A 25,437-nucleotide genomic window follows, 5' to 3' on the forward strand; every position below is an offset into this window, starting at 1 on the left:
AGCTAATTGAGGGATTATTTTTCAGTAAATAGACTACTTTTTATGGGTTGGATGTATAATGCGACGTTAAAACCCTTTTCTGACATCTACTTGATTAGATAAAAGTTCACCCTTTTCTACCTTTTTAAGTGTGTCAACAAAACATTCTACCGCTTCTCTAGCAGTTGTAACAGCGGAAATATGTGGTGTAATCATCACGTTTGGATGTTGCCATAATGGACTGTCTTGTGGCAGTGGCTCCTCTTGAAATACATCAAGTACAGCAAACCTGACCTGACCAGTATCCAATGCATGCAAGAGGTCTAATTCACTAACAGATTCTCCCCTGCCAACATTGATAAAACCGACACTCGATAAACCTGAAAAAATATCCTTATTAAATACATGCTCTGTTTTTTCTGTTAACGGCAAGGTATTAATCAGATAATGGATTTTATTCAATAATGCAGAATGCGAGTCAACTGTAAATACCTCTTTGAAATACTCCTTTTGTTCACCGCTCCATGATACTCCGTAAACTTCTACACCAAAAAAGGAAAGGACTTGTGCTATTTTTTGGCCTATTTCTCCTGTACCATAAATCATTACTTTTGAATCATTTAACATCTTAGGTGTGGTAGGTTTCCAATGCTTCTCCGCTTTCTGATAAAGAAATTGATCATGGTACTGTAAGTCCTTTAGTATGTAGCTAAGGCAATACTCACTAATTCTTTCGCCAAACGAACATATCGTTCTAGTTAAGATTACATGGTCATTCCATTTCTTTTTGAATAAGAAACTATCTACACCTGCACCTAGAGAATGAACCCATTTCACTTTACTATAGTCATAACTTGCTCTAGTTTTGAAAGATACAAACGCATCAGCCCAGTCTAAATCTTCATCCCTTATTTCATCTTCTGTCAAATAACGAAATTCCTTGTCTAGTTTATAATCTTTTATCAGATTTTGTAATTCTTGATTCAAAGGGCTTACAAATAAAATATGATTGATTTTCATTGATGATCTCCTTTCGTTAATGACGCCTTGTCAAAAGAGGGGGCAAGATACATTCCGTTAATCTTTGTATTACCGCCAATGACTAGGCTTCTCTAGATAACTTGGAATTTTGGTACGGCTATCTCCTTTTGCTGAATTAATTTGAGATTGTGTAAGAAAAAGAGCATAAGTTAAGTCAGCACCATATAACTTGGTATCTCGAAGGTCTGCCCCAATAAAATCGACTTTTCTTAAATCACTATTACTTAAATTAGCTGCTATTAATAGTTTCCCACGAAAGTCTTCCCCTCTTAAATCTAATCCTTCTAAACGCTGACCGATTAGGTCATGTGTCTCCATTATTCTTTTATCCTTATTAACAATGCCATCTCGATACCTTCTACTCGCCCTTTTCAACAGATCGTTGACCATACCCCTATGTGCCATAATATCCAGTTCCAGAATCTCTTTTGGATGCTTTTCAGTTAGCTTGATCGTATTATTGTATATTTGCTGAAGATAGTCATGGAATGGTTGCGTTTCCTTTAATGTCATTGCTTGTTTGAGGTACCAAAGCATTTCGTATAGTTGCTGAACAATAGGAAACACAGCAAACATTTCTTCTGCATGTTCACTATCTTCACGCCAGTCTTTGCCCCCATAAATAGTTTGTGAAACATGTTGACCTGCTCCAAAGCACTCATACGCGACACAACCATTAAAGCCCTCGTCTTTCAATTTATCATGAATGGAACACATGTTATTGGAGCATAAATTACGACAGGGCTCTCCTCCATTTTTGCTGAAAGGAAAATCATGAGACATACCAAAGGGCAAAGCTACACAACATAAAGCAAAGCAATTTTTACAATCTGATTTTAGGTCATGGACCATGTTTAACACTTCCTACATTTATTCAATATTCTGAAAAGCAAATTATTAATTACAGTTTAACACACTTACCAACTTTAAAATCTAAGAGTAGCATTCAACAAGAAATGATGAAGGAAGTTATTCAAATTAAAACGAGGAAGAAAAGGTAGGCTGTGTACGAGTTAGCAATAAATTTTTTTATGAGATAAAGCATTTTTCCTGATTTTTCGTGGATCAGAGGATGAACGATTGGAGGATGTCTAAAGCTGGAGAATGTCTATTAGACTTAGACGCCATCTTCCATCTATAATGGGAGGCCTCATTAATATTATACAACAATCCAGGCCTGTCCCTGCTATGAATCTGGCAGCACACAGGCCTGAAATGTGTTTATATATACTTTTTTATAATGTTTTTACTTTTCTATAAACTAGCACACCTACTCCAATGATTAGGATGATTGCTCCTAATAAGAGGAACGTAAATATATTAGTAGCAGTATCTGGAAGACGTTCTCCTTCTAGGTGATTACTGCCATTACTAGAACTTGCTTCTTTGTTGCTATCCTCTGAAGTTTCTTGGCCATTTTTTTCTTTGGAGCCTACTTTGTCAGTATCTTCTTCTGTGTTTTTGTTGTCACCTGCTCCATCATTAGCTCCATTGTTGCCAGTTTCATTGTCATTGTCATTGTCAGTGTCGTCGCCATCACCTTGACCTTCTTCATCAGGAGTTCCATCATTGTCATCTTCAGGTTTCTTAGGGGCTTCTGGTTCTTCCCCTAATAAGTCAATGATGCGACCTTCGATAACCGGATCAACCTTACCACCTAGATCTTCTACCATATAAGCACGTAATTGTTCCCAGTCGATTTCACCAATATCCCTTACTCGACCTTCATTATATGCTTGAGCAAAGACTTCAAAACCGTCTCCACCTTTACCTGTGAAATTGTTAGTCGTTACTAAATATGTTTGGTCTAACTTAATATCTTCATATTCACCATCTATTTCTACTTCCATCGTCACAACTCGAGATCCAGGTTCCTTCGTGCTATCATAGTTAAATTTCATACCAGCAACCTGTAGGAATCCACCGCTTTCTGCAGGAGCCTGTCGGACACTGTGCTCCAATATTTCTTTTATTTCTGCTCCTGTTAATTCTGCAACAACTGGGTCATTTCCAAAAGGTAAAACGGCAATCACTTCTCCAACCGTAATCGGTCCTTCATCAATAGCAGCACGGATTCCCCCACCGTTTTGCATAGCGATAACTACATCTGGATATTTCTCTTTTGCTTTCGCAAGCATCGCATCTGTTACTAGGTTTCCTAATTCCGTTTCATTTGCACGGACACTAACATCACTGTCACTAAGACGTGGATTTGGAATATCCTTCATAGCAACCGCACCTATCTCTTGTTCAGATAACTCTTCAACCTCCGCTTTGTATGGCGCAAGTGCGTTAGCTGCTTCTGGATCGGCTTCTTTGTCACTTACATCTATTAACTGACCATCATAACGTTGAATTACCCCATTCTCATCAAAAACAACCTCCACTTTACCCAATAGTTGTGAGTATTGATGTGCTTGAACGATAATAGTTGGTTCCTTTTCATTGCCATTCGCATCTTTTGTAATAAGGGTTGGCTGGTCTAATCTTGTATGTGAGTGACCACCGACTATTACATCAATTCCATCTACATAAGCTGCCAATTGCAAATCATTACCAATGTCAGGAGTACTGTCATAACCAAGATGATTTACAGCAATAATTTTGTCCACACCTAGCTCATCAAATGACGCAACAGCACGTTTTGCCTCTTCTATATAATTCAAGAACTTTACATTTACAGGGCTGGAAACATTTACTGTATCTTCTGTCGTCAATCCAAAAATACCAATCTTTTCACCATTTACTTCTTTAATAATTCCATCGTAGACAGATCCATTTTCTGGCGAATCAGAAAATGGATTTTCATTTATGTAAGAAGCCATAAATGGGTCTCCTGAGAAATCAATATTAGTTCCAAGGAATGGGAACTGTGCTTCCGCTACAAATTCTGATAGAGACTCATGTCCGTCTTCGCCTGAACCCAAATCAAACTCATGGTTTCCGAATACCATTGCATCCAAATCCATCATGTTTAATAAGGCCAAATCAGCTTTTCCGTGAAATTGGTTAAAATACAAAGTACCTGAAAAAACATCTCCTGCATGAAATAACAGTGCATCAGGATTTTCGGCTCGTACTTCCTTAACTGCTGTTAACATTTGAGGGAGTGGTTCTACATGTGCATGTGTATCGTTCATATGCATAATCGTTAAAGAAAAAGTCTCACTCTCATCTTCTGCCGCTAACGCACTGGTAGGTAAAATAAAAGTGAATACAAATAAAATAATAGCAAACATTTTGAAAAAAAAGCCGAATCTCTTAATACTTGTCATCTAATGGATACCTCCTACATTAAGTCTTTTATGTAAAAACTTTAGAAGTACGTTATTACAAAACAAGTGATAGCATTACTGAGCATCATCCTTTTTTGTTCGTCGTCTACCTTTATTCTAGAAATCTACTATTAATCTACAATGAATAGATTGTAAAATAAATGTAAATCCATACCAATTGTACTGTCTTAGAATAATAACGTAAAGGAATAGATAAAGAAAAGGTGACCATAGTCACCTTTTGCATGATAATCCAAGAAATAGTTTTAAAAATGGTCCAGTATTAGAATCACAAGATTTAATGGATGAATCCCATCCATACTTTTACACATCCACTATTTAAACTTATATTTCAGACTATTAAAGGCATCTTACTGTACGGTGTTTTTTCGGATAATAATGGTCTAATAATTAGCCAGGTCCTTTGCTACATCATTTGGAACTTTAAAGCTCAAGGTAAGTTGCTTCGTTTTCAATTCGATATATGGACTATCTTTATAGGTTGTCAATGTAGCGATGTGTCTTAGTTCTTCTTTATTCTTTGTCTCTCCCAGTTTAATAGTCTCTTCCTGGTACATCGTAAAGATATACTCGTTTGTTACGTTAGCAGGGATTTCGGCACTACTCCATTCGTCAACCTTTAAAGAATCGACAAATTTTTTTACATCCTCATTATTTTCGATTACATGTAGAACACTTTCCTGTTTAGTCGCTGTCGAAACTTCTATCCTGTTAGCCTTCTCAAACTCAATGTTTTCTTGTGTGTCTCCTTTTAACATACTGCAACCAAATAACAGAATGGATATGATCAATATACCAATTAATTTTATCAATTTCACTGTAGTCGCCCCTTCATACAGAAATGATTATGTATTTACTAATATAAGAAAACTATAACATCGATTCATTCCTTGTACTATACAACCTGAGTCTACATTAATATAAGCCTTGAGTCTTATTAAAAACCCGTTCCTATAGTCTAGGAACGGGGCAATTAAACTTCATTCATATATCGATATGCCATCAATTGCTTCAACATTTCAATTTCATCCAATAACTCTTGACCAACATTGGTTTCTCTTACTTTTTTTCGTTCTAGTTCTTTATCAACTACTCTTTTTACGGATAAGACATCGGCGCCATTTAGCAGTACATTTTTTTTTGAATTAAAATATTGATGTGAAACGAGCTGCATGCCAAATGAATTATACAACAATGTGTAACCGGCAATACCAGTAGTCGATTGATATGCTTTGGAAAAGCCACCATCAATAACAATCATCTTGCCATTTGCTTTGATAGGATTTTCTCCTTCTACTTCTTTTACTGGAGTGTGCCCGTTGATAATATGTCCTTGATCAGGATCAAGATCGAATTCTTCCAAGATTTTACGACATACTTGCTCATCTTCCCTCAAATAAAAGTAAGGGTTTTTTTGTTCTTTATGTGCTTCCTTATCTTCGATAAAATAACGCTCAAATGTGGTCATTGCTCGTTTTCCAAAGAGTGATGAATATTCACCTGTCCATAGATACCAGACCATATCTGTCGCCAAATCATCTGTATTATCTAAATTCGCAAAAGCTTGGCGTAAATATTCTTCAAATTTATCCAATAGATCACGACCTTTATACGATCTCCCCTCAATCTCCATTGCTTCCATATTCCCATTTTCATCTACTGGAATACAGCCGTGAATTAATAAATTTCCGTTATATCGTAAATATAGACTTCCTTTTTTCATCAAAAATTTCATATGCCTTGATAGTTTCTCCGAATACTGCACCGAAAGTAATAATTTATCGATTACCTCCTCTTCTTCCGGTAACAGTTTCGCAGGATTTTCCCGATCGACTGTAGCAAAGCAAGTGTTTTCGAGTGGATAAGTTTTACCATAAACGGTTACTTCATTATTCTCATAATCTACTTTCTCTAGCAAAAGCCTTTCCGACATGTTAAAGAATGGCCGTCGTTTTATTATCGGGCTTTCCAGCTTAAATTGGATGATCGCGATTGCCTGATGGATTTTGGTAATTTGTAAAGCTTCATTCGCTGATAGCGGTTTATCAGGGTGTTCCTTCGGACGGAATGCAGGATTATCATCATAATATTTCTCGGCTAAATTAAGTAATGGTCTAAGGTTAATACCATAAACATCTTCAATGATATCGAGGTTATCATAACGGGCACAAATACGAATAATGTTTGCGAGACAAACTTTGGAACCGGCATAGGCACCAATCCACAGCACATCGTGATTTCCCCATTGAATATCAAGTGAATGATAGTTGATGAGAGTATCCATTATTTTATCCGGGTCAGGTCCACGATCATAAATATCCCCTACTACATGAAGATGGTCTACTACAAGCTGCTGAATTGTGTAAGCAAGTCCTGTGATCAATTTATCCGCCTGCCCTAATGAAATGATTTGCTGAACAATTATTTCATAATATGATTTTTTATTGGCATATTTATCTGACTTATACAACAATTCCTCGATGACATAAACAAACTGGTCTGGTAAGGCTTTCCGTAATTTTGAACGAGTATACTTAGATGAGGCGTAAGGAATCAACTGAATCATGTCGCAAATGATTTTCTCATACCAGTCGTTTAGTTCCTGTTTATTATTAAAATTATTTTTGATTAAGTTCAATTTCTCCTCAGGATAGTATACCAATGTCGCAAATTCATTAATTTCTTCTTGTGTCAGCTTATCCTTGAAAATGTCTGTTATTTTTTCTTTCACTTTACCCGATCCGTTTCTAAGCACCTGTTGGAATGCATGATACTCTCCATGCAAATCACTGACAAAATGCTCCGTCCCTTTTGGCAGGTTTAGAATTGCTTCAAGATTAATAATTTCTGTTACTACTTTTTCTTCACTGTCATATTTTTCAGCAAGTAAGTCTAAGTATTTCGTGTCCACCGTGGTTATTTCCCCTCTCAGTGATAGTAAACATTATTAAAGCGAGACATCCTTCATTGATAAATACACTATTATCTTAGCAATTAACGCGCGTTATATCTAGTTATTTTTATATATAATGCAACATTTATTTTAATATATTATATCATTAATCACAAATTATTTCTCGGGAAATATCGCCATTACAGCTGAACTATTTCGTTATACTGTCGATTTGCGCTATAATAACCTTCAGGAGGGGTTACATGTCGACATTTACTATCATTGGCGGAGGAATAGCCGGTGCATCCGTTGCTTATCACCTTGCCAAAACCGGACATTCTGTTACCGTCTTTGATCGTTCAGATAACGGACAGGCTACAGCTGCTTCAGCAGGTATTATCTGTCCCTGGGTAAGTCAGCGCAGAAACAAAAAATGGTACAGACTTGTACAAGAAGGCGCTCGTTACTATCCGAATTTTATTGAAGAACTTGAGGAAACAACTGGCCAGTCTACAGGCTACCAAAGAAATGGAGCAATCTGCCTTTTTAAAGATGAACGTGTTCAACAGCTTGCCTATCAACGAATTACTGCAAAACAAGACACTTCACCAGAAATGGGGTCTGTTAGAAAGCTGACAGAGGAAGAAGTGAAAGAAATGCATCCACATCTGACCAGTAACTATCCAGCAATTTTCGTAGAAGGTGGAGGACAGATCAATGGCTACCAGCTTCTAGCAACATTAAAAAAAGGAATCCTCATTTGCGGTGGGAAATGGGTGACTAAAGACGCTGATCCAGAAAAATTTGAAGGAACCGTCATTTACACGGCAGGAGCATGGGCAAATGAGTTTTCTAACAAGCCGAAGGTTCGCCATCAAAGAGCGGAATTGCTTCACCTTGTATTGCAAGAAGAGCTTGCACATACTCCAACTCCTGTAGTAATGGGTCTGGGACCAATGTATATCGTGGAGACGGCTGCCAATCAATTTGCGATTGGAACAACACATGAAGACACGACCGACTTCTCTGTAACAGCCTCAGATGAACATCAACAATATTTACATGAAGAAGCAGAACGTTACTTCCCACTCGCTACGATTGCGGATCAATTTATGGCAGTCGGATTCCGCCCATTCACTAGGGATTCCCTACCATTTATCGGCTATACGAATGAGAACATGTTTGTTGTCAATGGACTCGGATCTACTGGTTTAACCGCAGGACCTGTGATTGGAAGAGAAGTTGCAGCATTTTTATCCGGTGAGAAAACCGTGTTGGATTTGAATGATTATCATTATTTTTAGAGGAGCATTGGTTAGATTCTAATGCTTTAAACGAGATTAACCCCCTCAAAAAAACATATTTGAGGGGGTTCTGTGATTATTTTAATGCATACCTTGCTGTGGAGCTTTAGCATAAGCTTGTAGCATAGCATTTGTTTCTTGCGGATTAAGTTGTGGCACTTGATAATACCCATGTTTATTTTGGTAAAGGAAGAGCTCATAGCTCATTTCAATTATATTCGGAATACTATCAGCAATAACACGGCGTAATACTGGGTTGTTTATTTCAACTGCTGCTGTTGTAAGCCCGGAAGCCACCGTTTTCGTGTGTCCTAACATAAAAGAAGAGTAGCATTCATCAGTAAACTCGCTAACAGACTGCTTAGGTTTTTTCGGCTGTCCTGCACTCATCCCATAAGTAACATCATTGTTTTGCTGCATTTTGTACTGCTGTGTTGGTACTTGTGGATCTTGGCCAGTTTGGAAGGATTCAATTACTGTATTATACATTTGCGTAAGAAAAGACGTTTGACGTTGTAAGATGTCTTTTAATTCTTGATCCTGAATATGTTGGTCATATAACTGATATTGTTCCAACATGCCAATTAAACCACCAATTACTTCATGGGAGTCCATCATCTCATGAGCACCGCGATTTTGATTAGTTCCCTGGTTCGCCATGTTTTGTGGCATTTGTGTACCACCTTGCATCTGATTTTGGTTTTGCACTGCGTTAACCTCCTATATTTTAAATTCAAGTATATATTTTCCTTATTCGGAACATTTATGTATCAATTATTTCCTCAAAGCAAAAAATTCCAAATAATGGTTCTATTTCTCATCCGTGCTGTAACAAATAGACAATTTTTTATTATGAACAACCTATCTTCCTATACTTCACTCAAATATTCTTGTGTTTGTTTGATAACATTTTCGAGCTCTGTTTTTGTATAATTACCGGCTATTCCTGGTTTTGTAATGAAATAATTTAGAATTTCTTTATCCCCTAGCGATAAAGTCGTCTTTAACCCATGAATAATCATGCTTAAATACTCATTAGATGGTTTATTAAATGGAACATCTAAATCCCAATCTGCAGTGAAAGTTAGAATAGGGTATCCATCCTCTTCCCCTAAATACAATATCGTTCCGTACCATGAGTCTCTAAATTTCATCGATCCACGCTTGATGACAGCTTCTAAATGTAGATTTACCTCTCCTCCGTTATTTTCCTGTTTCACTACATCCATAAACTGCTCTACAGTTATTAAATACTTTCTACTATATGTATGGTATGACTTATCTTTGCTTAATCCGATAAACGCTACGCCTTGTTTTTGCCAACGCTGTGACTCTTTTGCAAAATAGAGAGGATATTGCATAATATATGTTTCTTCAGCAATGGGCAGGGATTTATCTCTACATCCTACTTCTCTTTTTTCCGAACCTTTCGGGCGTCCACCTTTGATGTAACATAAAAACCTATCCCTGCTTAAATTTGAACCATAACTTGCATACCAGACATAGGAGTCTTTTTCTGACATAGCCAATATAGCTCCCCCTCACATATGCTTAATTTTTGCATGCCATCACAAACGCATCAAATAACCCTTGCATCGTCGTGTCTTCACTTGCCATTTCTTCAGGATGCCACTGGATCCCTATTATCATGGAGGAAGTTTTATCGGCTCCCTCAACCGCTTCAATGATACCATCTGGAGCAACCGCTACTTTTTTAAGATTTGGTGCAAGCTGATCAATCGCTTGGTGGTGGAGGCTATTTACTTGTATGTTTGAGCTGCCAATTATTTTATATAATCGGCTCGTCTTATCGATCTGAATATAATGGGTTGGCTCGGATCTTGCCGCTTGCTGGTTATGGTTGATCGCATTAGGATTGCTAGTTTCGATATCTTGTATGACTGTTCCTCCAAATGCAACATTTAACATGGTTGCACCCCTGCAAAGTCCTAGAATTGGTTTGCTTTGTTTTTGCGCGCATTTCACCAATTCTATTTCGGTAAGATCCCTTTTTCTATTGGTGTTTTGGATTTTGGGAGATGGATGTGCTCCAAACGAATTAGGATCGATATCTTCCCCACTGCTAAGTATAATTCCATTACAGATGCTGATCCATACCTCTGCCATCACTTTTAGACCTGTGGGAATGATGATAGGGACTCCACCAGCTTTTATAACGGACTCAATATGCTTCACATGCAAGTTATAACTGGGAATGTTGTTGTGACTGACAATAGAACTCGTAATTCCAATTACAGGCTTGATGGATCGAATCATGTTGAACACTACCCTTCCTTATGTGACATGACTATAACAGTTGAAGTCATCCTTATGTTGGCAGAAATTAATGAAATTATACTTCACTAGCAAACAAATAATTAATCTGTTATTAATAAATCTGCCCAATTTCTTTATTTACTCTTCCCTGCTAGTAAATAAGTTCTATTGAAAACTAGATAATCTATAGATCAAGCTTGGATATTATCAAGAATGTCATTATCTACTATTAGGGAATTAAACCACCAAATTAATAACGAAAAGCCTCAGATCTTTGACTAGTAAAGAAGGTGGATAGTCATTAAATTATGTGGAATCAAGGTTAATAATCACAGGTTTAAAGCCTCTATTTTTTTTACCTAACATTTACCCTCTATTAATAGTCTATCAATAATCATCTAGTATCGTGTAACTGTAAGCAACATTATGAAGGAGTTGGTAGAGAATGTTTAAAAAAGTTGGTGCTGTAGCCCTTAGTACAGGTATAGTTTTGGCTGCTATGAGTGTTCCGGTTTTTGCGGACAAGCCTGAATCACCTGGGAAAGGAAACGGTAATGGAAATGGTGGAAAGAAAGTCGATAATATCATTTATATGATTCCAGACGGATTCAGTGGAGACTATGCTTCCAATTACCGTGTCTACAAAGGGGAAGATGCTGTTTGGGACGAACATCTAAAAGGGGTGTTTACAACAAATTCAGCAAATGCTGATGTTACGGATTCAGCAGCTGCTGGTACAGCAATGGCTAGTGGCGTAAAAACAAACAATGGCGTAATAGGCCTTGATCCTGAAGGAAATGAACTAACAACCATCTTAGATGCATCTGAAAAGGCTGGAAAATCATCTGGATTAGTAGCTACATCCACGATCACACATGCCACACCTGCATCTTTTGCCACAAATGTAGAAAGTCGAAATAATGAAACAGAAATTGCAAGGCAGTATATCGCTAGTGAAGTAGATGTCCTTCTAGGTGGAGGAAAAAATATGTTTTTACCTGAAGCTGAAGGTGGAAACCAAAAAGATGTCAATCTGATCGAAAAAGCAGAAGATGCTGGGTTTACCTATATCGAAACTAAAGAAGAATTACAAAACACTGCCGATATTAATTTGAATAAAGGCGAAAAACTACTTGGACTCTTCGCTGATGATGCTCTTTCCCCTGAGTTACATCGTGATCAAAGCATAGAGCCTAGTTTAGCTGAAATGACAGAAGCATCCATCAACGTTTTAGACCAAAATAAAGCAGGGTTTTTCCTGATGGTAGAAGGAAGCCAAATTGACTGGGCTGGACATGCAAACGATGCTGCCTGGGCAATGTCAGATGTAGCGGCATTTGAAGAAGCGGTAGAAGTAGCCATTGATTTTGCTAAACAAGATGGTAAAACACTAGTAGTAGTTGCTAGCGACCATGATACTGGTGGTATGACAACAGGATCTGGTGCTTACTCAGGATTGAATGCTGATATTTTGAATCAAGTAACAGCGACTGGAGACTTCATTGCTACTCAATTAAATGAAGATCGCTCTAACACACAAGAAATAGTTGAAGAATATACTAATATAAACATTACAGAAGATGAAGTGCAATCTATTCAGAATGCTAGTGATGTAGCACTTGCTATTAATAGAGTAGTAAGTGATCATGCAGGTATTGGCTGGACAAGTACTAATCATACTGGAGCAGACATCCCTGTATATGCATATGGTCCACAATCCGAAAAGTTTATTGGATTCCATGATAATACGGACCTGCCAAAGATTATGGCGAACGCTCTAAAAGTGAACTTGGAAAATTAATGTAGAATAATCCCCCTTTTCGATAAAATTTCATAAAGTGACACGATCAAATTCCATAGTAAAAGGGCCAAAATTTACGTTTTTGGCCCTTTTTTTTACATAATAATTTAAATCGTCTAAATATCCATCTATATCTTTTGATCCTCTTTCTCCTGTAGCTTTCGATAAATAGTCGCTACTATTGGACCGGAAATATTGTGCCATACACTGAATATCGCACTAGGTACAGCTGATAATGGATTAAAGTGTGTGGCTGCCAATGTGGCACCAAGTCCTGAGTTTTGCATCCCGACTTCAATGGAGACAGCTTTTTGTTGCTTTGGATCCATTTTCATGATTTTCCCTAATCCATAACCTACTAGATAACCTAATGTATTATGAAGGATAACAATTAATGAAATTAATAAGCCAGTCTTAGCAATTTGTTCATGATTGCTACTTACTACAGCGGTAACGATCGCCACAATACCAATAACAGATACCAAAGGGATCGCCTTGACTCCTGCTTCCACTTTATCTTTTAACAATGCTTTAACTAGAAAACCTAATAAGATCGGCACTAAAACAATTTGCACAATCGAGATGAATAATGACCCTGCAGATACTTCTAACCACTGGCTGGCAAAAAGAAAAATAAGTGCTGGTGTCACAATTGGTGCCAGAATCGTAGAAACTGCCGTAATCGAAACAGATAACGCCGTATCACCTTTTGACAAATATGTCATGACATTTGATGAAGTACCACCTGGACAGCATCCAACTAGAATAACCCCGATCGCTATCTCGTTTGAAACAGGTAATATTGTTACAAGTGCAAAGGCGAGTAATGGCATAATCAAGAACTGACCGGCTACCCCAATTGCTACCTCTTTCGGACGTTTAAACGCCTCTTTAAAATCCCTAGCTGATAGTGTAAGTCCCATACCGAACATGATGATTCCTAATAATGGTGTGATATAGGCTGACAGCCAAGTAAATCCTGGAGGTACAAGAAATGATAAAACTGCGAATAATAACACCCAAATGGCAAATGTACTTCCTACAAAACTACTAACCCTCTCTAATATTTTCATATTACTCCCCCTCTAAGATGTCTGTTTAGAAATTATATACTATTTTCTGAATATTTCAAATATAATTTTAGTTAAAAATTGTTTTCCTCACGTACAAAAAATGCTTGGATGATGTAATCCAAACATTCTTTGTCTGTCTATATGCTTAATTCTTTGACCGTGATCGCTTGCGTTAATTTATTCGTTTTACAATCTGCAAAATCTTCTTCTTTAACTAGGTCTACCTTCATCGCAGCTTCTAGCTTCTCTGTGTCAGGTTGTTTAACTAATACGATAAAATCTTCTAAATTTAATTGTTCCAATTTTTGCACTGTTTTTTCTTCATCGTAATGAACGGAAGAACGGATAACACGTTGTGCCTTATACTTACCTCGTTTCACTTCTCCTTTTTGCTTCATTCCAAAAGCTTCATCTAAATAGTGATGAATTTGTTTTTTGACCTCCTTCAGCTGTTTGTCCAATTCCTTTTTTTGGTTGTTTAATTCATAGTATTTTTGCAATACTTCCTCCGATAGTTCAACAGATTGCTTCATTTCCCCCGCATTTGTCATCATTATTCCCCCAGCCTATTTAATTAATTTCATTTATATGAAGCCGGGGATTATTTATGCTAGTCCTTCTTCGGCATATTTTATATGTATAATATTTGCTTTTGTCTAACCAAATGAATACAGTCAGTCGCTAAGTAGGCGCTTCATGGAGCAGAGGTGTATATGAGAGCTGGAAAAAAGCACTCAAACACCTCTCCCATGCTGACAGAATAATCTATAGCATGAGCAAAGCTCTTAATGGATTCTAATTAATTAGTAGTGATATAATTATGATACAACATGTAACAACATGCTTGGATCAGCTTATTGAAAAAGGGGATGTGACATGAAGTTTAATATAGCAGATTTACCAGGTGTTGGAAAGAAATTATCTTTTATTAATGGTGAAAACCAGATGATGTCTTTAATTATTCATCATTCAGGTAAGAGAGAAATGTATTTCTTTGAAGATGCTGACGATGATGAAGCTGTTTTTAGCTTTAATATGACATCTGAAGATACTAAACAACTGGCTTCACAAATGTTAGAGGCAAATCTTAGCAATATGGATCCCGAAAAAATAGAACGGATCAACCTTGTTCGCAATCGGATAATTGTCGAGTGGATAGATGTGAAGAAGCAAACCGAAATTGCCGGTATGGAACTATCTGCATTTAGAAAACGAGTGCCAGATGGCGTAAATATTATTGGGATATTTCGAAATGATGATTTTATTGTAGAATTCGAAACTGATCAAACGATTGAGGAAAATGACACGCTGTTAGTTGTTGGAAAGAAAGAGCCTATCAAGGAGTTTATTAAAATATGTAAAGGGGATAGCCAGTAATGGAATTTCCCGAATTACTTAGTGCTGGTCTGATCCTACTCCTGTTATTTGTGACAGGCTATATCGGATTCAAATTAAAAATTCCTAATGTGATTGTTTTTATTTTAGCAGGTATCGTTATCGGTGGGATGTTGACAGATACCCATCTCGTTCACTTTGCTGGTGAAATTGGGATTGTGCTACTCTTTTTTATGTTAGGAATGGAATTTCCGATTAAACAGCTAATGACAGTTGCCAAGAAAGTATTACGCGCAGGTTTACTAGATGTATTGCTAAGCTTCGGCGTAACTGTCGGGATTAGTTATCTTTTAGGATTGGACCTTATCTCTTCTTTAATTGTCGGCGCGGTAGTATACGCGACAAGCTCCTCAATCACAGCTAAACTATTAGAAAGCTCCAAACGAATGGCCAACCCAGAATCAGAGTTTATTCTGGGACTGTTAATCTTTGAAGATTTAGTAGCACCAATTATTGTCGCTATTTTAGTAGGATTAACGGCTGGTACAGCCATCACAGTTACATCAATGTCTATACTTCTGCTAAAAGTAGTTGCACTTATTGCAGGTGCCATTATCCTAGGCAGACTGCTCTTTAGTAAACTTGCACCGTTTTTTGATAAATACATTAACCAAGATTTCTTTTTACTATTTGTCATCGGATTAGCACTTACATATGGTGGACTAGCTTTATATTTAGATTTATCAGAAGTATTAGGTGCATTCCTGGCAGGTATAATGATTGCTGAAGTGAAACGAACACATGAATTAGAAGAAATGGTATTCCGTGCTCGAGACTTACTTATGCCAATATTTTTTGTTTATTTTGGTACGACAATAACATTTGATCAAGGGATCCCGATGATTGGTTTATTGCTGGTTATCATTTTGTGGTCAATTGTTGCCAAAATCATAGTCGGTATATTTGGTGGACAGTGGTATGGTCTTTCCAAAAGAGTCTCCTTGCGCGCAGGATTATCCCTTACGCAAAGAGGTGAGTTTTCCATTATTGTAGCCACACTCGCTTCTGGTGCACTAATGGCATTTAGTAGTATATTCATTCTAGTCTCTGCAGTAATTGGGGTTATTTTATTCCAATACGCACCGAAAATATCCAAAGTAATTTTCCATAAAAAGAAAGCTATTGTAAAAAATGCGTAAGAGGAGAACAGCTTGTTGATACAAACAAGCTGTTCCTTTCTTTTAAAGATTATTCACAAGCTCTTCGTTGACTGATTTCCGCTACTCCCGTATCCACTGATACACTCCACGATCTAAATTCTTCTAAGGGGCAACTTTAGGCTAGGTACTGTTACCATATTAAATCATAAACATTTTTCGCCAAAAGCACGAAGGTGATCGTAATAAATATTAAACGGATATAACCACTTCCACGGCTGATCGCAAATCTTGCTCCGAACACCGAACCTGCAACACATGCTATTGCCATTGGGAATCCATATGCATAGTTGACCTCACCTAAATAGATGAACATCAACAAGGCAGCAATATTACTTCCGAAGTTTAAAAACTTCGCATTACCAGCCGCTTTGATAAAATCAGCACCTATAATTAAAAAAGCAAAAATTAAAAAAGAGCCTGTTCCCGGACCAAGAAAACCGTCATAAAAACCAATCCCCAAAATAGCAATAATAAAAAAGATAAAGTTACGAGCAGTTAATTGCTTCTCTGTATACAGTCTGCCCCAATCTTTTTTGATTAACGTATAGAATGCTACAAGAGCAAGCATGATAAGCATTAATGGCTTTAGCACTTCTGGATCGATTAAATGAACCGTCCACGCACCAATCATCGAGCCAATAAAAACGACAGGAAATAACTTGTAGACAGAAGACAAGTCTAGTTTCCCAGATTTAAAGAAAACATAAGAACTGGTAAAAGAGCCCATTGTTCCTACCAGTTTATTTGTAGCAACTGCGGCTGATGGAGTCATTCCCGTAGATAGTAGCACAGGTAATGTAATCAGACCACCTCCACCCGCAACAGAATCGATAAAGCCGGATAAAAATCCAAAAACAATTAAAATAAGTAATAAATAGAGATCAAATTCTCCCACTAGTAATCTTCCTTCCGATAATCATCACCAGGCAATCAAGCATCTAGCTTTTTCAGCACTCATTCATTATAACGAGTTAAGCTAGATTAATAAATAGAAATAAGAAAAAGAAACAGAAAGAAAAGCCTTAGTATGCTCACTAAGACTTGATGATTACGTATTCTTTTGTAACAAACGCTTAGTACCTAATAGGAGAAGTGATACCACAATGCCGCCTATTACGATCATAACAAGCGAAATAAAGATTACTCCCAGTCCTGGAAATAGTTCCTGATAGCTAATAATATTAGCACCGTAATTCGCGGAAACGACAAAACGTGTTATCTCCAGATACGCTAGATGGAAACCGATTGACGTCCACAAACTTCCTGTCCATAGGCGTAGTAGCTGCAAACAAATACCGAATAAAAGGATCAACATAACATAACTAATCGTAATAGTATTCCCTGGCGCGAGTCCCACCAGAACTTGAAGTAATGTCGTTGTCAGGGGAACAGATAAAAATAACAATGTTTGTAATAGAACGGCAGCCCAAGCAGCAAAGCGGTGACGCAAAACATCATACACTAAACCACGCAGCGCTAGTTCCTCAGGTAATGCTTCATATAAGAAGGCAATCACTATATTTATTAGTAATGGGACTAGCCATTGATCCGGAGTATGCCATGTTTCGATCGTGATCCATCCTAGTGAAGACGCGATAACAATCCCCACTGAGGCTAAAGCAACAGCTAGCAACACACCAGTAAAAAAGTGGTAAGCCTTCTTCCAAGAATATATAGGCTTCCCTTGCTTAACACCTGTTATTTGATAGAAATGCCGATACAAATACCAAACAGTTGGAACAACGATTCCGCTCATTACGATACCTTGAATCAATAACTGAAAATTCCTGGCTAAGCCAAACTGTTCAGCAATATTGCCCGAAAGAGATGCTAGAAACAAGCCACCTGTTATGGTTGCCCATCCTGCTAACAAAAGAACCATCCACTTCTTCATCTCAGTTCCTCCCATTTAAAATACTTTATTTTGATAAATCCTAATGGAGAGTAGCCAGGATCCCATATATAGTACCATAATGGAAAGAACCATCACCAAATAGAAAGAAGTATCTTGCAAAGATAAAATTGTTTGAACAAATTCTCTTATAATATCATTCAAGTTTTTTAAAAAAGTGGTAATCACTATCATATAACCAACAAATAAAACGAGGGAAGCTTTAATGATATATTGTGTTTTGAATTTATATGAAAAAGGAAAAATAAATGAGACGAATATCAATGATAGACTAACCATCAACATGATTTCTTTCCAAGCAGGCACTTCCTTGTGAATAAGTAGCCCGCCAAGAAACATGACTAAAACGACGATCAAAGTAAAAATAATCGCACTTATGTATTTAGAACTGACTATTTCTTTGCGAGTATAAGGAAGCGAATTAAGCAATGTATTAATAGTTGAATCCTCGTCCTTTGTCAAAACATCTAAGGCAATGACCACACTAAATACAAATCCTATCCAGATATAGGATGGCATAAACGCTAAATAGGCCAATAAAGCAGGCAACAATATCAATAAACCTTTCTTTTGCAAAGTAATATCCTTCCATACTAAATTAAACATCCCACTCAGCTCCTTTTTTCGTATAGTACATAATATCTTCCAGAGATGGCTTTTCGATTAAGACCATTTTTCCAAACACTTCTTCTATCTGATTTTTATTCGCTGTTAATGCCTCAAAGCCGTGATTTGACTTGCGAATGGCGATAAATTCCTTTTTCGTATCAGCATCCAACAGTTCTTTTTCACCTTTAACAATCGCATACTCTTCTTCAATTTGTGTAGATTCTTTCGTAAATATATGCTTTCCTTTATCAATAAACGTAATGTAGTCTGCAATATTATCTAAATCTGTTGTAATATGAGTGGAGAAAAAGATGGTCTTTTCCTCACTTTCCATTAAATGATGCAACACATCTAAAAACTCTCTGCGAAATACTGGGTCCAGACCAGATGTAGGCTCATCCATAATAATTAATTCGGCATGATGGGATAAGGCGATTGTTAGAGAAGCTTTCATTAACATTCCTTTTGAAAAGGTCTTGATTTTCTTTTTTAAAGGCAGTTCAAATTTACTCACATAGAACTCGAATAATGAATCATCCCAATTTTTATATGCAGGTTTTATAATATTTTTGATTTGTGTCAAGGTAAGATGTTCGTAGAAGACATTTTCATCAAAAACAAAACCAATTCGTTGCTTAATCTCCTTCTCATGCTCCTGATAATTTAAACCAAATATCGAAATTGTCCCGCTATCAGGCTGCAATAAATTCATCATCAATTTGATAGTAGTAGACTTTCCGACTCCATTTCCACCAATAAACCCGGTTACAAACCCTTTTTTCACAGTCATAGAAAAATCCTTCAGTTGAAAACCATCAAATGATTTATTGACTTGCTTGAATTCAATTACATTTTCCATTATTCTTCCTCCCTGTATAACATGGTGAGCAGCTCTTTTAATTCAGTAAGTGTTACACCGATTTCTTTACTATTTTGTATAGCAGTCATTAATTGTTCTTCAATAACTTGCATTTTTCTTTCTTTCATCATTTCATTATTTTGCTCAGACACAAACGAACCTTTGCCAACAACAGAATAAATAAAGCCATTATTCTCTAGTTCTTCATAAGCACGCTTAGTCGTAATCACACTTATATTTAAATCCTTCGCTAATTGACGCATTGATGGTAAGGATTGGCCTGCTTGTAATTCATTCGTCAAAATATGTTTCTTAATTTGAGCATATATTTGCTCATAAATCGGCTCTTTCGAATTATTCGAAATAATAATTTGCATGCAAAAAACCTCTCTCGCGAAATATTGTATATATACTTTATATACAATATACACAAAATTACTTTGTTATGCAACTCTTTTTTTATGTAACAATTATCAACGTTATTAGATTGTATAATCACATCGGTCCTACGCTATTGGTGCTAGCTTTGATAGTTTTTCAAAACTTTTACGACAAATCTTTATGTTTCCTTCTGCGTTCGTTGATAAAAGAGTAGAGATCAACATGTTAGAATTTTAAGATTTTACCCAAAAAAAGATTACCCAACAAGTTACCTTATTGGGCAATCCCTTTGCTTTTATAACAATTTATCACGGTGCGTAATGTCTGTAAGCTCCCACTGATCATAGTCTTATGATAGATTTACCGGCCAGTCTTCTTTATTTTCCACCATATCCCAAAACATGTATTCAAACTGGCTAGTCTTCAGAACAATTTCCTCGAGCATGACTAGTTCTTGTTCTGGCTTCCCTTCCGCAATATCGTTCATCAACTGTTTAGTCTCTTCTGCTAATGTCGTAAATTCATCAGAACTATACATTTCCACCCAACTGCTGTAAAAATTATTATCTAACGCCTCGGGTAATTGCGCCAGTGACTTCCCAATAAAATTGTAGCTCCATTCACAAGCAAGTACCGATGCAACAACATTTTCGACTCCACCGCGTTGAGACAAATTCAACATATAGCTCGTATAGGCCGTTGTAATAGCGGAAGGTTCTGTTGTTTCCAACTCTTCTTTAGTGATACCGAATTCTGCTGCATATTTACGATGCAAATCCATTTCCACATCTAACACACCATGTAACAGCTTTGCGAACGTTGTCATTTTCTCTAAATCATCTGCTTTTGCACTTCCGATCGCAAAAAGCCTCGCATAATCAATTAGATAGACATAGTCCTGCTTTAACCAATGCTTAAACTTATCCTGTTCTAATGTGCCATCACCCAATCCTTTTACAAACGGATGCTCTAAATAGGAGTTCCAAATTGGTTCCACCCTTTTCCATAGACGTTCTGTAAATAATGTGCTCATTTTGTTCTCTCCTTTTTAAAATTGTAGTAAGCGGTGAATGTCGTGAAAGTTGATAGTAAGGTTGATACAGTAGAAAAAACCCATCCCCTATGTAAGGAAGATGGGTTTAGTAATATACAGATAATAGATCAATCTATATGACTACCAATTCCACTTTCCTACGCTAGTGTTAACTAGATCAGGTTCAAAGGGTCGAATTCTTCTCTCAGCACTTGCATGCTCCCCTAGTCGAATGGTTCTTTTATTTAGTTCTACTATTTAGTATACGAACAGCTATTTGGAAAGGCAAACACCTGGATATTTCATTAGAATTTCTGCTTCCGTAAACTACCTAAAGTAGTCAATACTAAATGAGAAAATTTTAACTCCTTAAAAACTCTTCAATCTGTTCTTTATGGTGATTATCATGCCAGACAAAAGAGCTAATATAATTAAATAGAGAATGAGGATAGCCTGAGTATTGATCGATTTCTTCACCATTCAATGTAAATGGGGCATAAAACTCTTCCTCAGTTTTCCCTTTCAATACTTGGACTAATTCGTTCCTTGCTTCGATTTGTTCCTTTAATAATTGTTCTTTTGTTACACCTGATAAAGCGTACTCGGCAGCTGGTTGGTTGATGATGTCAAATTCAACACTTTTAATATTTGCATTAGGTTTCATTTTAGGAAGTAAATCTTTCATCATGTAGCGATCCCAAGAGGTAATATGACTAATAATTTCTGCTGGGGACCATTTCCCCTTTTTAATTGGCGTATAGAATAGATTATCCTCTAATTTCGTTAAAGAATGGCTCCATTCAGTAAATCGTGCAAATTCCTTAATTAATTGATCCATTTTCTCCATATCTATCCACTCTCCTTGTCCTACCTGTTATTATTTTCATTATAACAATAATAGGTATTTTTTGGTATATGGCATTGCACTATCATACCTGAGGAAAGGGAAATTGCTTTAGCTAGTTATCACTACATAAAACTGAGGTTGAGACAAAAAGAAAATGTTGGAGTCTAGAAGCCAGACAATATGCTAATAGCGCGTAGGAAATATACCTAGACTCCTGTGAGAAAGCGGAGTATATTTCCTGCGCGGGTATTCGCACCATTTATGTTCGGAATTTGCTAAATAAAAAACACTTTTGTCTCAGCCTCATCTCTTTTTATATGTTAAATTTCCGTACAAGGCTGTTTAATTTTTCAGCTAGTTTGGCTAATTCATCGGAATTGGAGGATACCTCTTCCATAGAACTGCTTGCTTGTTGAGCAGATGCGGACGTTTGCTCGACTCCTGCTGCAGATTGTTCTGATATCGAAGCTATTTCTTCGATAGAGCTATTCATCTCTTTACTGGAAGTAGACATATCTGACAGATTCTGAGATACCTTTTTTATACTCGTAACCATGTCACTTACTGCACCGTTAATTTGTTCAAATGTCTCACCTGTCTTTTCGATTTGGCTTGCACCAGCTTCTACTTCACCGTAACCCTGCTCCAGTGACTGAGATACATTAGCAGATTCATCTTGAATATTGGAGACGATTCCGGTAATATCGGTAACAGAATCTGCTACTTGTTCAGCAAGTTTTCTTACTTCATCCGCAACTACAGCAAACCCTTTTCCGTGTTCTCCAGCTCGTGCCGATTCTATCGCTGCATTTAAAGCTAATAAATTCGTTTGCTCTGCAATATCTTTAATAACTAAGACAAGCTTTGAAATTTCTTTTGATTGCTCATCTAATCCTCGCACTTTCACTACTGCTTCTTGTACGATCTGATGAATACGCTCCATTTGTTTCACGGAAGATTTCATCATTTCACTGCCATCTTCTGTCATATTTAAAACGTTTGCGGATGCAGTTTCGATTTGCTCACCATTTCTATTAGCCTCGCGAACTTTCTGTGAGAATTCACCCATTTTACTAGCAACATCCCCAGCATGCTCAGCTTGTGCCTCGGTACCTGAAGACAATTCCTCCATAGTAACTGCAATTTGCTCTGTTCCAGCTTTTACTTCATTTGCAGATTGGTTTAACTCTTCACTTTGTGCATTTACTGTATCAGAAACTTCAGAAACTTGTCGAATCATGTTCTTCAAATAGTCACTCATTTTATTGATCGCGCTTGATAATTGTCCAATTTCATCGCTTGCTTGATAGTCTAGCTGTTCCACTTGCAAATTACCTTGTGCAATTTCATTACTGACAGCTACTACTTTTGATAAATTACGTGAAATGGTTCGATTTACTAGCGTTATCATAATAATACTGATAACCAATGAAACTGCTATTGCAATAATAAGAGACATAAAGGCAACCATTTGACTATGTTCCGCTCTCTCTACAGTATTTTCCATTTCTTTATTTAATAACTCTTTGAGCTCATCTATATGTTCAAGAGCTTGCAGACGCAACGCTTTTGCATTTTCCGCTCGACCAAATGCCAAATGCTCATTTCCACTGTCCATGTAGGAAACAACTTCCTCAAACTCGTAATTAAACGATTCATCTAATACAATCGCCTGTTTATACAACTCATCCTGCTCAGCATTTTGCATACTTGCCTCCAGTTCAGAGCGTAACCCTGCGACTTCTTCTTTAATCTCATTAAATTCATCAATAACTTCTGATGATGGGTTTTCCATATATTGATAAAAATTAACCGCTTTAGCCTGAATTAGGGATGCTAATTCTGTAGCATTTACTGCTATTACTTCACTTTCTTCCATTGAATGTATTTCTGATCTTATATTATTTAATAATACTCCTACTATTACCGTTGAAATTAAAAATAATAATAATACTAAGCTTAAAATTAATCCGTACTTTCTCCCAATTTTAATATTTTTAAACCTTACCTTATCCAGCTTAAGCTTTTTCATCATTTTCCCCCTAAATATAGCTTATTATTATTTATATAAGACTATTCTATCATTACTTTTGTAACATTTCTATTTATTTCGTCAATTTATGAAGCCTTCAGATGACAATATTTTCAGAAATAGTATGTAATTGTTTTTTGAAAGAAAACAAACAACTTTATCACTATCCAGTAATTAAATATGATAAAATAATAATGTTAATAGATGAAAGCGTTCTTATATTTTAAATTTACAGACTCAACTAGCAATTGAATCAAAGGAGGCAAATTAAATGCATCTACAAAAAAACTGGGCTGGTAACTATACATATAGTGCAGCAAATTGGCATGAACCAGAAAACATTGAGCAAATCCAAGAATTGGTCAAAAAATGCCATAAAATAAGAGTAGTAGGGTCACGTCACTCGTTCAACGGAATTGCTGATTCTGATGAGAATATTGTTTCCTTACGAAAATTGAATAAAATGATAGAATTAGATCAAGAGAAGCAAACTGTAACAGTTGAAGGCGGAATTATTTATAGTGACTTGAGTCGTTATCTTCAACAAAATGGCTTTGCATTAGGAAATATGGCATCTTTACCACACATTTCGGTAGCAGGGGCATGTGCGACTGCTACACACGGATCAGGAGACAAAAATAGATGCTTATCTGACTCTATTATAGCGATGGAAGTTGTGGCAGCTGATGGTGAATTGGTCGAATTTTCCCGCGAAAAAAATGAAGAGCAATTAAAAGGGGCAGCAGTAAGCCTTGGTGGAATAGGAATTATAACAAAGATGACATTAAAGGTCATCCCTGACTATCAAATCAGCCAATATGTGTTCGAAAATCTAGCTTTAGCACAACTTGAACATCATTTGGATGACATTTTCTCGAGCGGATACAGTGTCAGTTTATTTACCAATTGGGAAAGTGACACTATCAATCAAGTTTGGGTAAAACAATTACATACAGATCAAGAAGAAACGAAGGTATTGACGGATTTGTTTGGTGCACAACCTGCAACTGCCAATTGCCATCCTATCGCTGGTGTCGAGGCTGTTAATTGTACAGAACAAATGGGAGTGCCTGGACCTTGGTTTGACAGACTTCCGCATTTCCGAATTGATTTCACACCAAGCAATGGCGATGAATTGCAATCAGAATACATCATTCCTCGAGAACATGCATTTAAGGCAATCACAGCTATAAGTGAAATTCGTGAACAGATCTCACCGCTTCTTCACGTATCAGAAATTCGAAGCATTGCCAAAGATGACTTATGGATGAGCCCATTCTATCAACAGGATTCCATTGGCATCCATCTTACATGGAAAGATGAATGGGAGTCTGTACAAACAGTGTTGCCTCAAATCGAAGAAAGACTTGCCCCATACAAAGCTAGACCGCATTGGGGTAAGCTCTTTACGATGTCAAAAGAAGAGGTACAACCGCTGTTCGAAAAACTACCAGCATTTCAACAATTATTGAACCAATATGATCCAAACGGTAAATTCCGTAATCAATTTCTTGATACTTATATTTTTGGTGAATGAACCTGAAA

Annotated in this window: 23 protein-coding genes and 1 riboswitch; of the genes, 5 read left to right on the plus strand and 18 right to left on the minus strand. The window is 36.8% G+C overall.

Going from position 1 to position 25,437, the window contains the following annotated elements:
* Positions 1-66: 66 nt before the first annotated feature.
* The 5 genes from ACTNEP_RS10755 to ACTNEP_RS10775 all read right to left on the minus strand — a co-directional run bounded on the left by ACTNEP_RS10755 (position 67) and on the right by ACTNEP_RS10775 (position 7,227).
* Positions 67-999 (minus strand): D-2-hydroxyacid dehydrogenase, encoded by a 933-nt coding sequence (locus ACTNEP_RS10755; protein WP_441161963.1) that lies wholly within the window; start codon positions 997-999, stop codon positions 67-69.
* Between the two features lie 69 nt (positions 1,000-1,068).
* On the minus strand, positions 1,069-1,872 hold the full coding sequence (locus ACTNEP_RS10760; RefSeq protein ID WP_441161964.1) for a pentapeptide repeat-containing protein: 804 nt from the start codon (positions 1,870-1,872) through the stop codon (positions 1,069-1,071).
* A gap of 383 nt (positions 1,873-2,255) precedes the next feature.
* A complete protein-coding gene (locus ACTNEP_RS10765) occupies positions 2,256-4,295 on the minus strand; it encodes a bifunctional metallophosphatase/5'-nucleotidase (protein WP_441161966.1) in 2,040 nt (679 codons plus the stop codon).
* 404 nt (positions 4,296-4,699) lie between these two features.
* Positions 4,700-5,134 carry a hypothetical protein gene (locus ACTNEP_RS10770; RefSeq protein WP_441161967.1) on the minus strand — a complete coding sequence of 145 codons (435 nt, stop codon included), beginning with the start codon at positions 5,132-5,134 and terminating at the stop codon, positions 4,700-4,702.
* Positions 5,135-5,289: 155 nt separating this feature from the next.
* On the minus strand, positions 5,290-7,227 hold the full coding sequence (locus ACTNEP_RS10775) for a fructose-1,6-bisphosphatase (protein WP_441161968.1): 1,938 nt from the start codon (positions 7,225-7,227) through the stop codon (positions 5,290-5,292).
* A 245-nt stretch (positions 7,228-7,472) separates the two neighbouring features.
* On the opposite strand from ACTNEP_RS10775, the gene ACTNEP_RS10780 reads away from it, so the two are divergent.
* A complete protein-coding gene (locus tag ACTNEP_RS10780) occupies positions 7,473-8,513 on the plus strand; it encodes an NAD(P)/FAD-dependent oxidoreductase (protein ID WP_441161969.1) in 1,041 nt (346 codons plus the stop codon).
* Positions 8,514-8,594: 81 nt separating this feature from the next.
* Here ACTNEP_RS10780 and ACTNEP_RS10785 read toward each other — a convergent pair whose 3' ends face one another.
* The 3 genes from ACTNEP_RS10785 to ACTNEP_RS10795 form a co-directional block, all read right to left on the minus strand.
* A complete protein-coding gene (locus ACTNEP_RS10785) occupies positions 8,595-9,221 on the minus strand; it encodes a spore coat protein (protein WP_441161970.1) in 627 nt (208 codons plus the stop codon).
* 161 nt (positions 9,222-9,382) lie between these two features.
* On the minus strand, positions 9,383-10,036 hold the full coding sequence (locus tag ACTNEP_RS10790; protein WP_441162123.1) for a hypothetical protein: 654 nt from the start codon (positions 10,034-10,036) through the stop codon (positions 9,383-9,385).
* 28 nt (positions 10,037-10,064) lie between these two features.
* Positions 10,065-10,790 (minus strand): gamma-glutamyl-gamma-aminobutyrate hydrolase family protein, encoded by a 726-nt coding sequence (locus ACTNEP_RS10795; protein ID WP_441161971.1) that lies wholly within the window; start codon positions 10,788-10,790, stop codon positions 10,065-10,067.
* A gap of 445 nt (positions 10,791-11,235) precedes the next feature.
* Between ACTNEP_RS10795 and ACTNEP_RS10800 the strand changes: the two genes are divergently transcribed.
* Entirely contained in the window at positions 11,236-12,591 is a 1,356-nt protein-coding gene (locus ACTNEP_RS10800) for an alkaline phosphatase (protein WP_441161972.1), read from the plus strand.
* A 128-nt stretch (positions 12,592-12,719) separates the two neighbouring features.
* On the opposite strand, the gene ACTNEP_RS10805 is transcribed toward ACTNEP_RS10800, so the two are convergent.
* Together ACTNEP_RS10805 and ACTNEP_RS10810 are read right to left on the minus strand one after the other, a co-directional pair.
* The gene (locus ACTNEP_RS10805) at positions 12,720-13,664 is read right to left on the minus strand and encodes a bile acid:sodium symporter family protein (protein WP_441161973.1); all 945 of its coding nucleotides are present in this window, start codon (positions 13,662-13,664) and stop codon (positions 12,720-12,722) included.
* Between the two features lie 137 nt (positions 13,665-13,801).
* Positions 13,802-14,215 (minus strand): hypothetical protein, encoded by a 414-nt coding sequence (locus ACTNEP_RS10810; protein ID WP_441161974.1) that lies wholly within the window; start codon positions 14,213-14,215, stop codon positions 13,802-13,804.
* Between the two features lie 325 nt (positions 14,216-14,540).
* Here ACTNEP_RS10810 and ACTNEP_RS10815 point away from each other — a divergent pair, with 325 nt between their 5' ends.
* A complete protein-coding gene (locus tag ACTNEP_RS10815) occupies positions 14,541-15,041 on the plus strand; it encodes a cation:proton antiporter regulatory subunit (RefSeq protein WP_441161975.1) in 501 nt (166 codons plus the stop codon).
* A complete protein-coding gene (locus ACTNEP_RS10820; protein ID WP_441161976.1) occupies positions 15,041-16,198 on the plus strand; it encodes a cation:proton antiporter in 1,158 nt (385 codons plus the stop codon). The genes ACTNEP_RS10815 and ACTNEP_RS10820 overlap by 1 nt, the downstream gene beginning before the upstream one ends.
* Before the next feature lie 151 nt (positions 16,199-16,349).
* Here the strand turns inward: ACTNEP_RS10820 and ACTNEP_RS10825 are convergent, their stop codons facing one another.
* From ACTNEP_RS10825 to ACTNEP_RS10860, 8 genes are all read right to left on the minus strand, one after another.
* The gene (locus tag ACTNEP_RS10825; RefSeq protein ID WP_441161977.1) at positions 16,350-17,114 is read right to left on the minus strand and encodes a TSUP family transporter; all 765 of its coding nucleotides are present in this window, start codon (positions 17,112-17,114) and stop codon (positions 16,350-16,352) included.
* A gap of 153 nt (positions 17,115-17,267) precedes the next feature.
* Complete coding sequence (locus ACTNEP_RS10830) at positions 17,268-18,113, minus strand: lysostaphin resistance A-like protein (protein ID WP_441161979.1); 846 nt, start codon at positions 18,111-18,113, stop codon at positions 17,268-17,270.
* A 15-nt stretch (positions 18,114-18,128) separates the two neighbouring features.
* Positions 18,129-18,737 (minus strand): ABC-2 transporter permease, encoded by a 609-nt coding sequence (locus tag ACTNEP_RS10835; RefSeq protein WP_441161980.1) that lies wholly within the window; start codon positions 18,735-18,737, stop codon positions 18,129-18,131.
* Positions 18,730-19,599 carry an ABC transporter ATP-binding protein gene (locus ACTNEP_RS10840; protein WP_441161981.1) on the minus strand — a complete coding sequence of 290 codons (870 nt, stop codon included), beginning with the start codon at positions 19,597-19,599 and terminating at the stop codon, positions 18,730-18,732. Before ACTNEP_RS10840 ends, ACTNEP_RS10835 begins: the two co-directional genes overlap by 8 nt.
* Positions 19,599-19,976 carry a GntR family transcriptional regulator gene (locus ACTNEP_RS10845; protein WP_441161983.1) on the minus strand — a complete coding sequence of 126 codons (378 nt, stop codon included), beginning with the start codon at positions 19,974-19,976 and terminating at the stop codon, positions 19,599-19,601. Before ACTNEP_RS10845 ends, ACTNEP_RS10840 begins: the two co-directional genes overlap by 1 nt.
* Before the next feature lie 353 nt (positions 19,977-20,329).
* Entirely contained in the window at positions 20,330-21,013 is a 684-nt protein-coding gene (gene tenA / locus ACTNEP_RS10850) for a thiaminase II (RefSeq protein ID WP_441161985.1), read from the minus strand.
* Between the two features lie 138 nt (positions 21,014-21,151).
* A riboswitch (TPP riboswitch) is annotated at positions 21,152-21,249 on the minus strand.
* A 125-nt stretch (positions 21,250-21,374) separates the two neighbouring features.
* Positions 21,375-21,860, minus strand: a complete 486-nt coding sequence (locus ACTNEP_RS10855; protein ID WP_441161986.1) for a DinB family protein — start codon at positions 21,858-21,860, stop codon at positions 21,375-21,377.
* A 313-nt stretch (positions 21,861-22,173) separates the two neighbouring features.
* A complete protein-coding gene (locus ACTNEP_RS10860) occupies positions 22,174-23,892 on the minus strand; it encodes a methyl-accepting chemotaxis protein (RefSeq protein WP_441161987.1) in 1,719 nt (572 codons plus the stop codon).
* A 271-nt stretch (positions 23,893-24,163) separates the two neighbouring features.
* On the opposite strand from ACTNEP_RS10860, the gene ACTNEP_RS10865 reads away from it, so the two are divergent.
* Positions 24,164-25,429, plus strand: a complete 1,266-nt coding sequence (locus ACTNEP_RS10865; protein WP_441161988.1) for an FAD-binding protein — start codon at positions 24,164-24,166, stop codon at positions 25,427-25,429.
* Positions 25,430-25,437: the final 8 nt, after the last annotated feature.

This window comes from Gracilibacillus sp. HCP3S3_G5_2, from assembly GCF_052063305.1.
GTDB lineage: Bacteria > Bacillota > Bacilli > Bacillales > Amphibacillaceae > Gracilibacillus.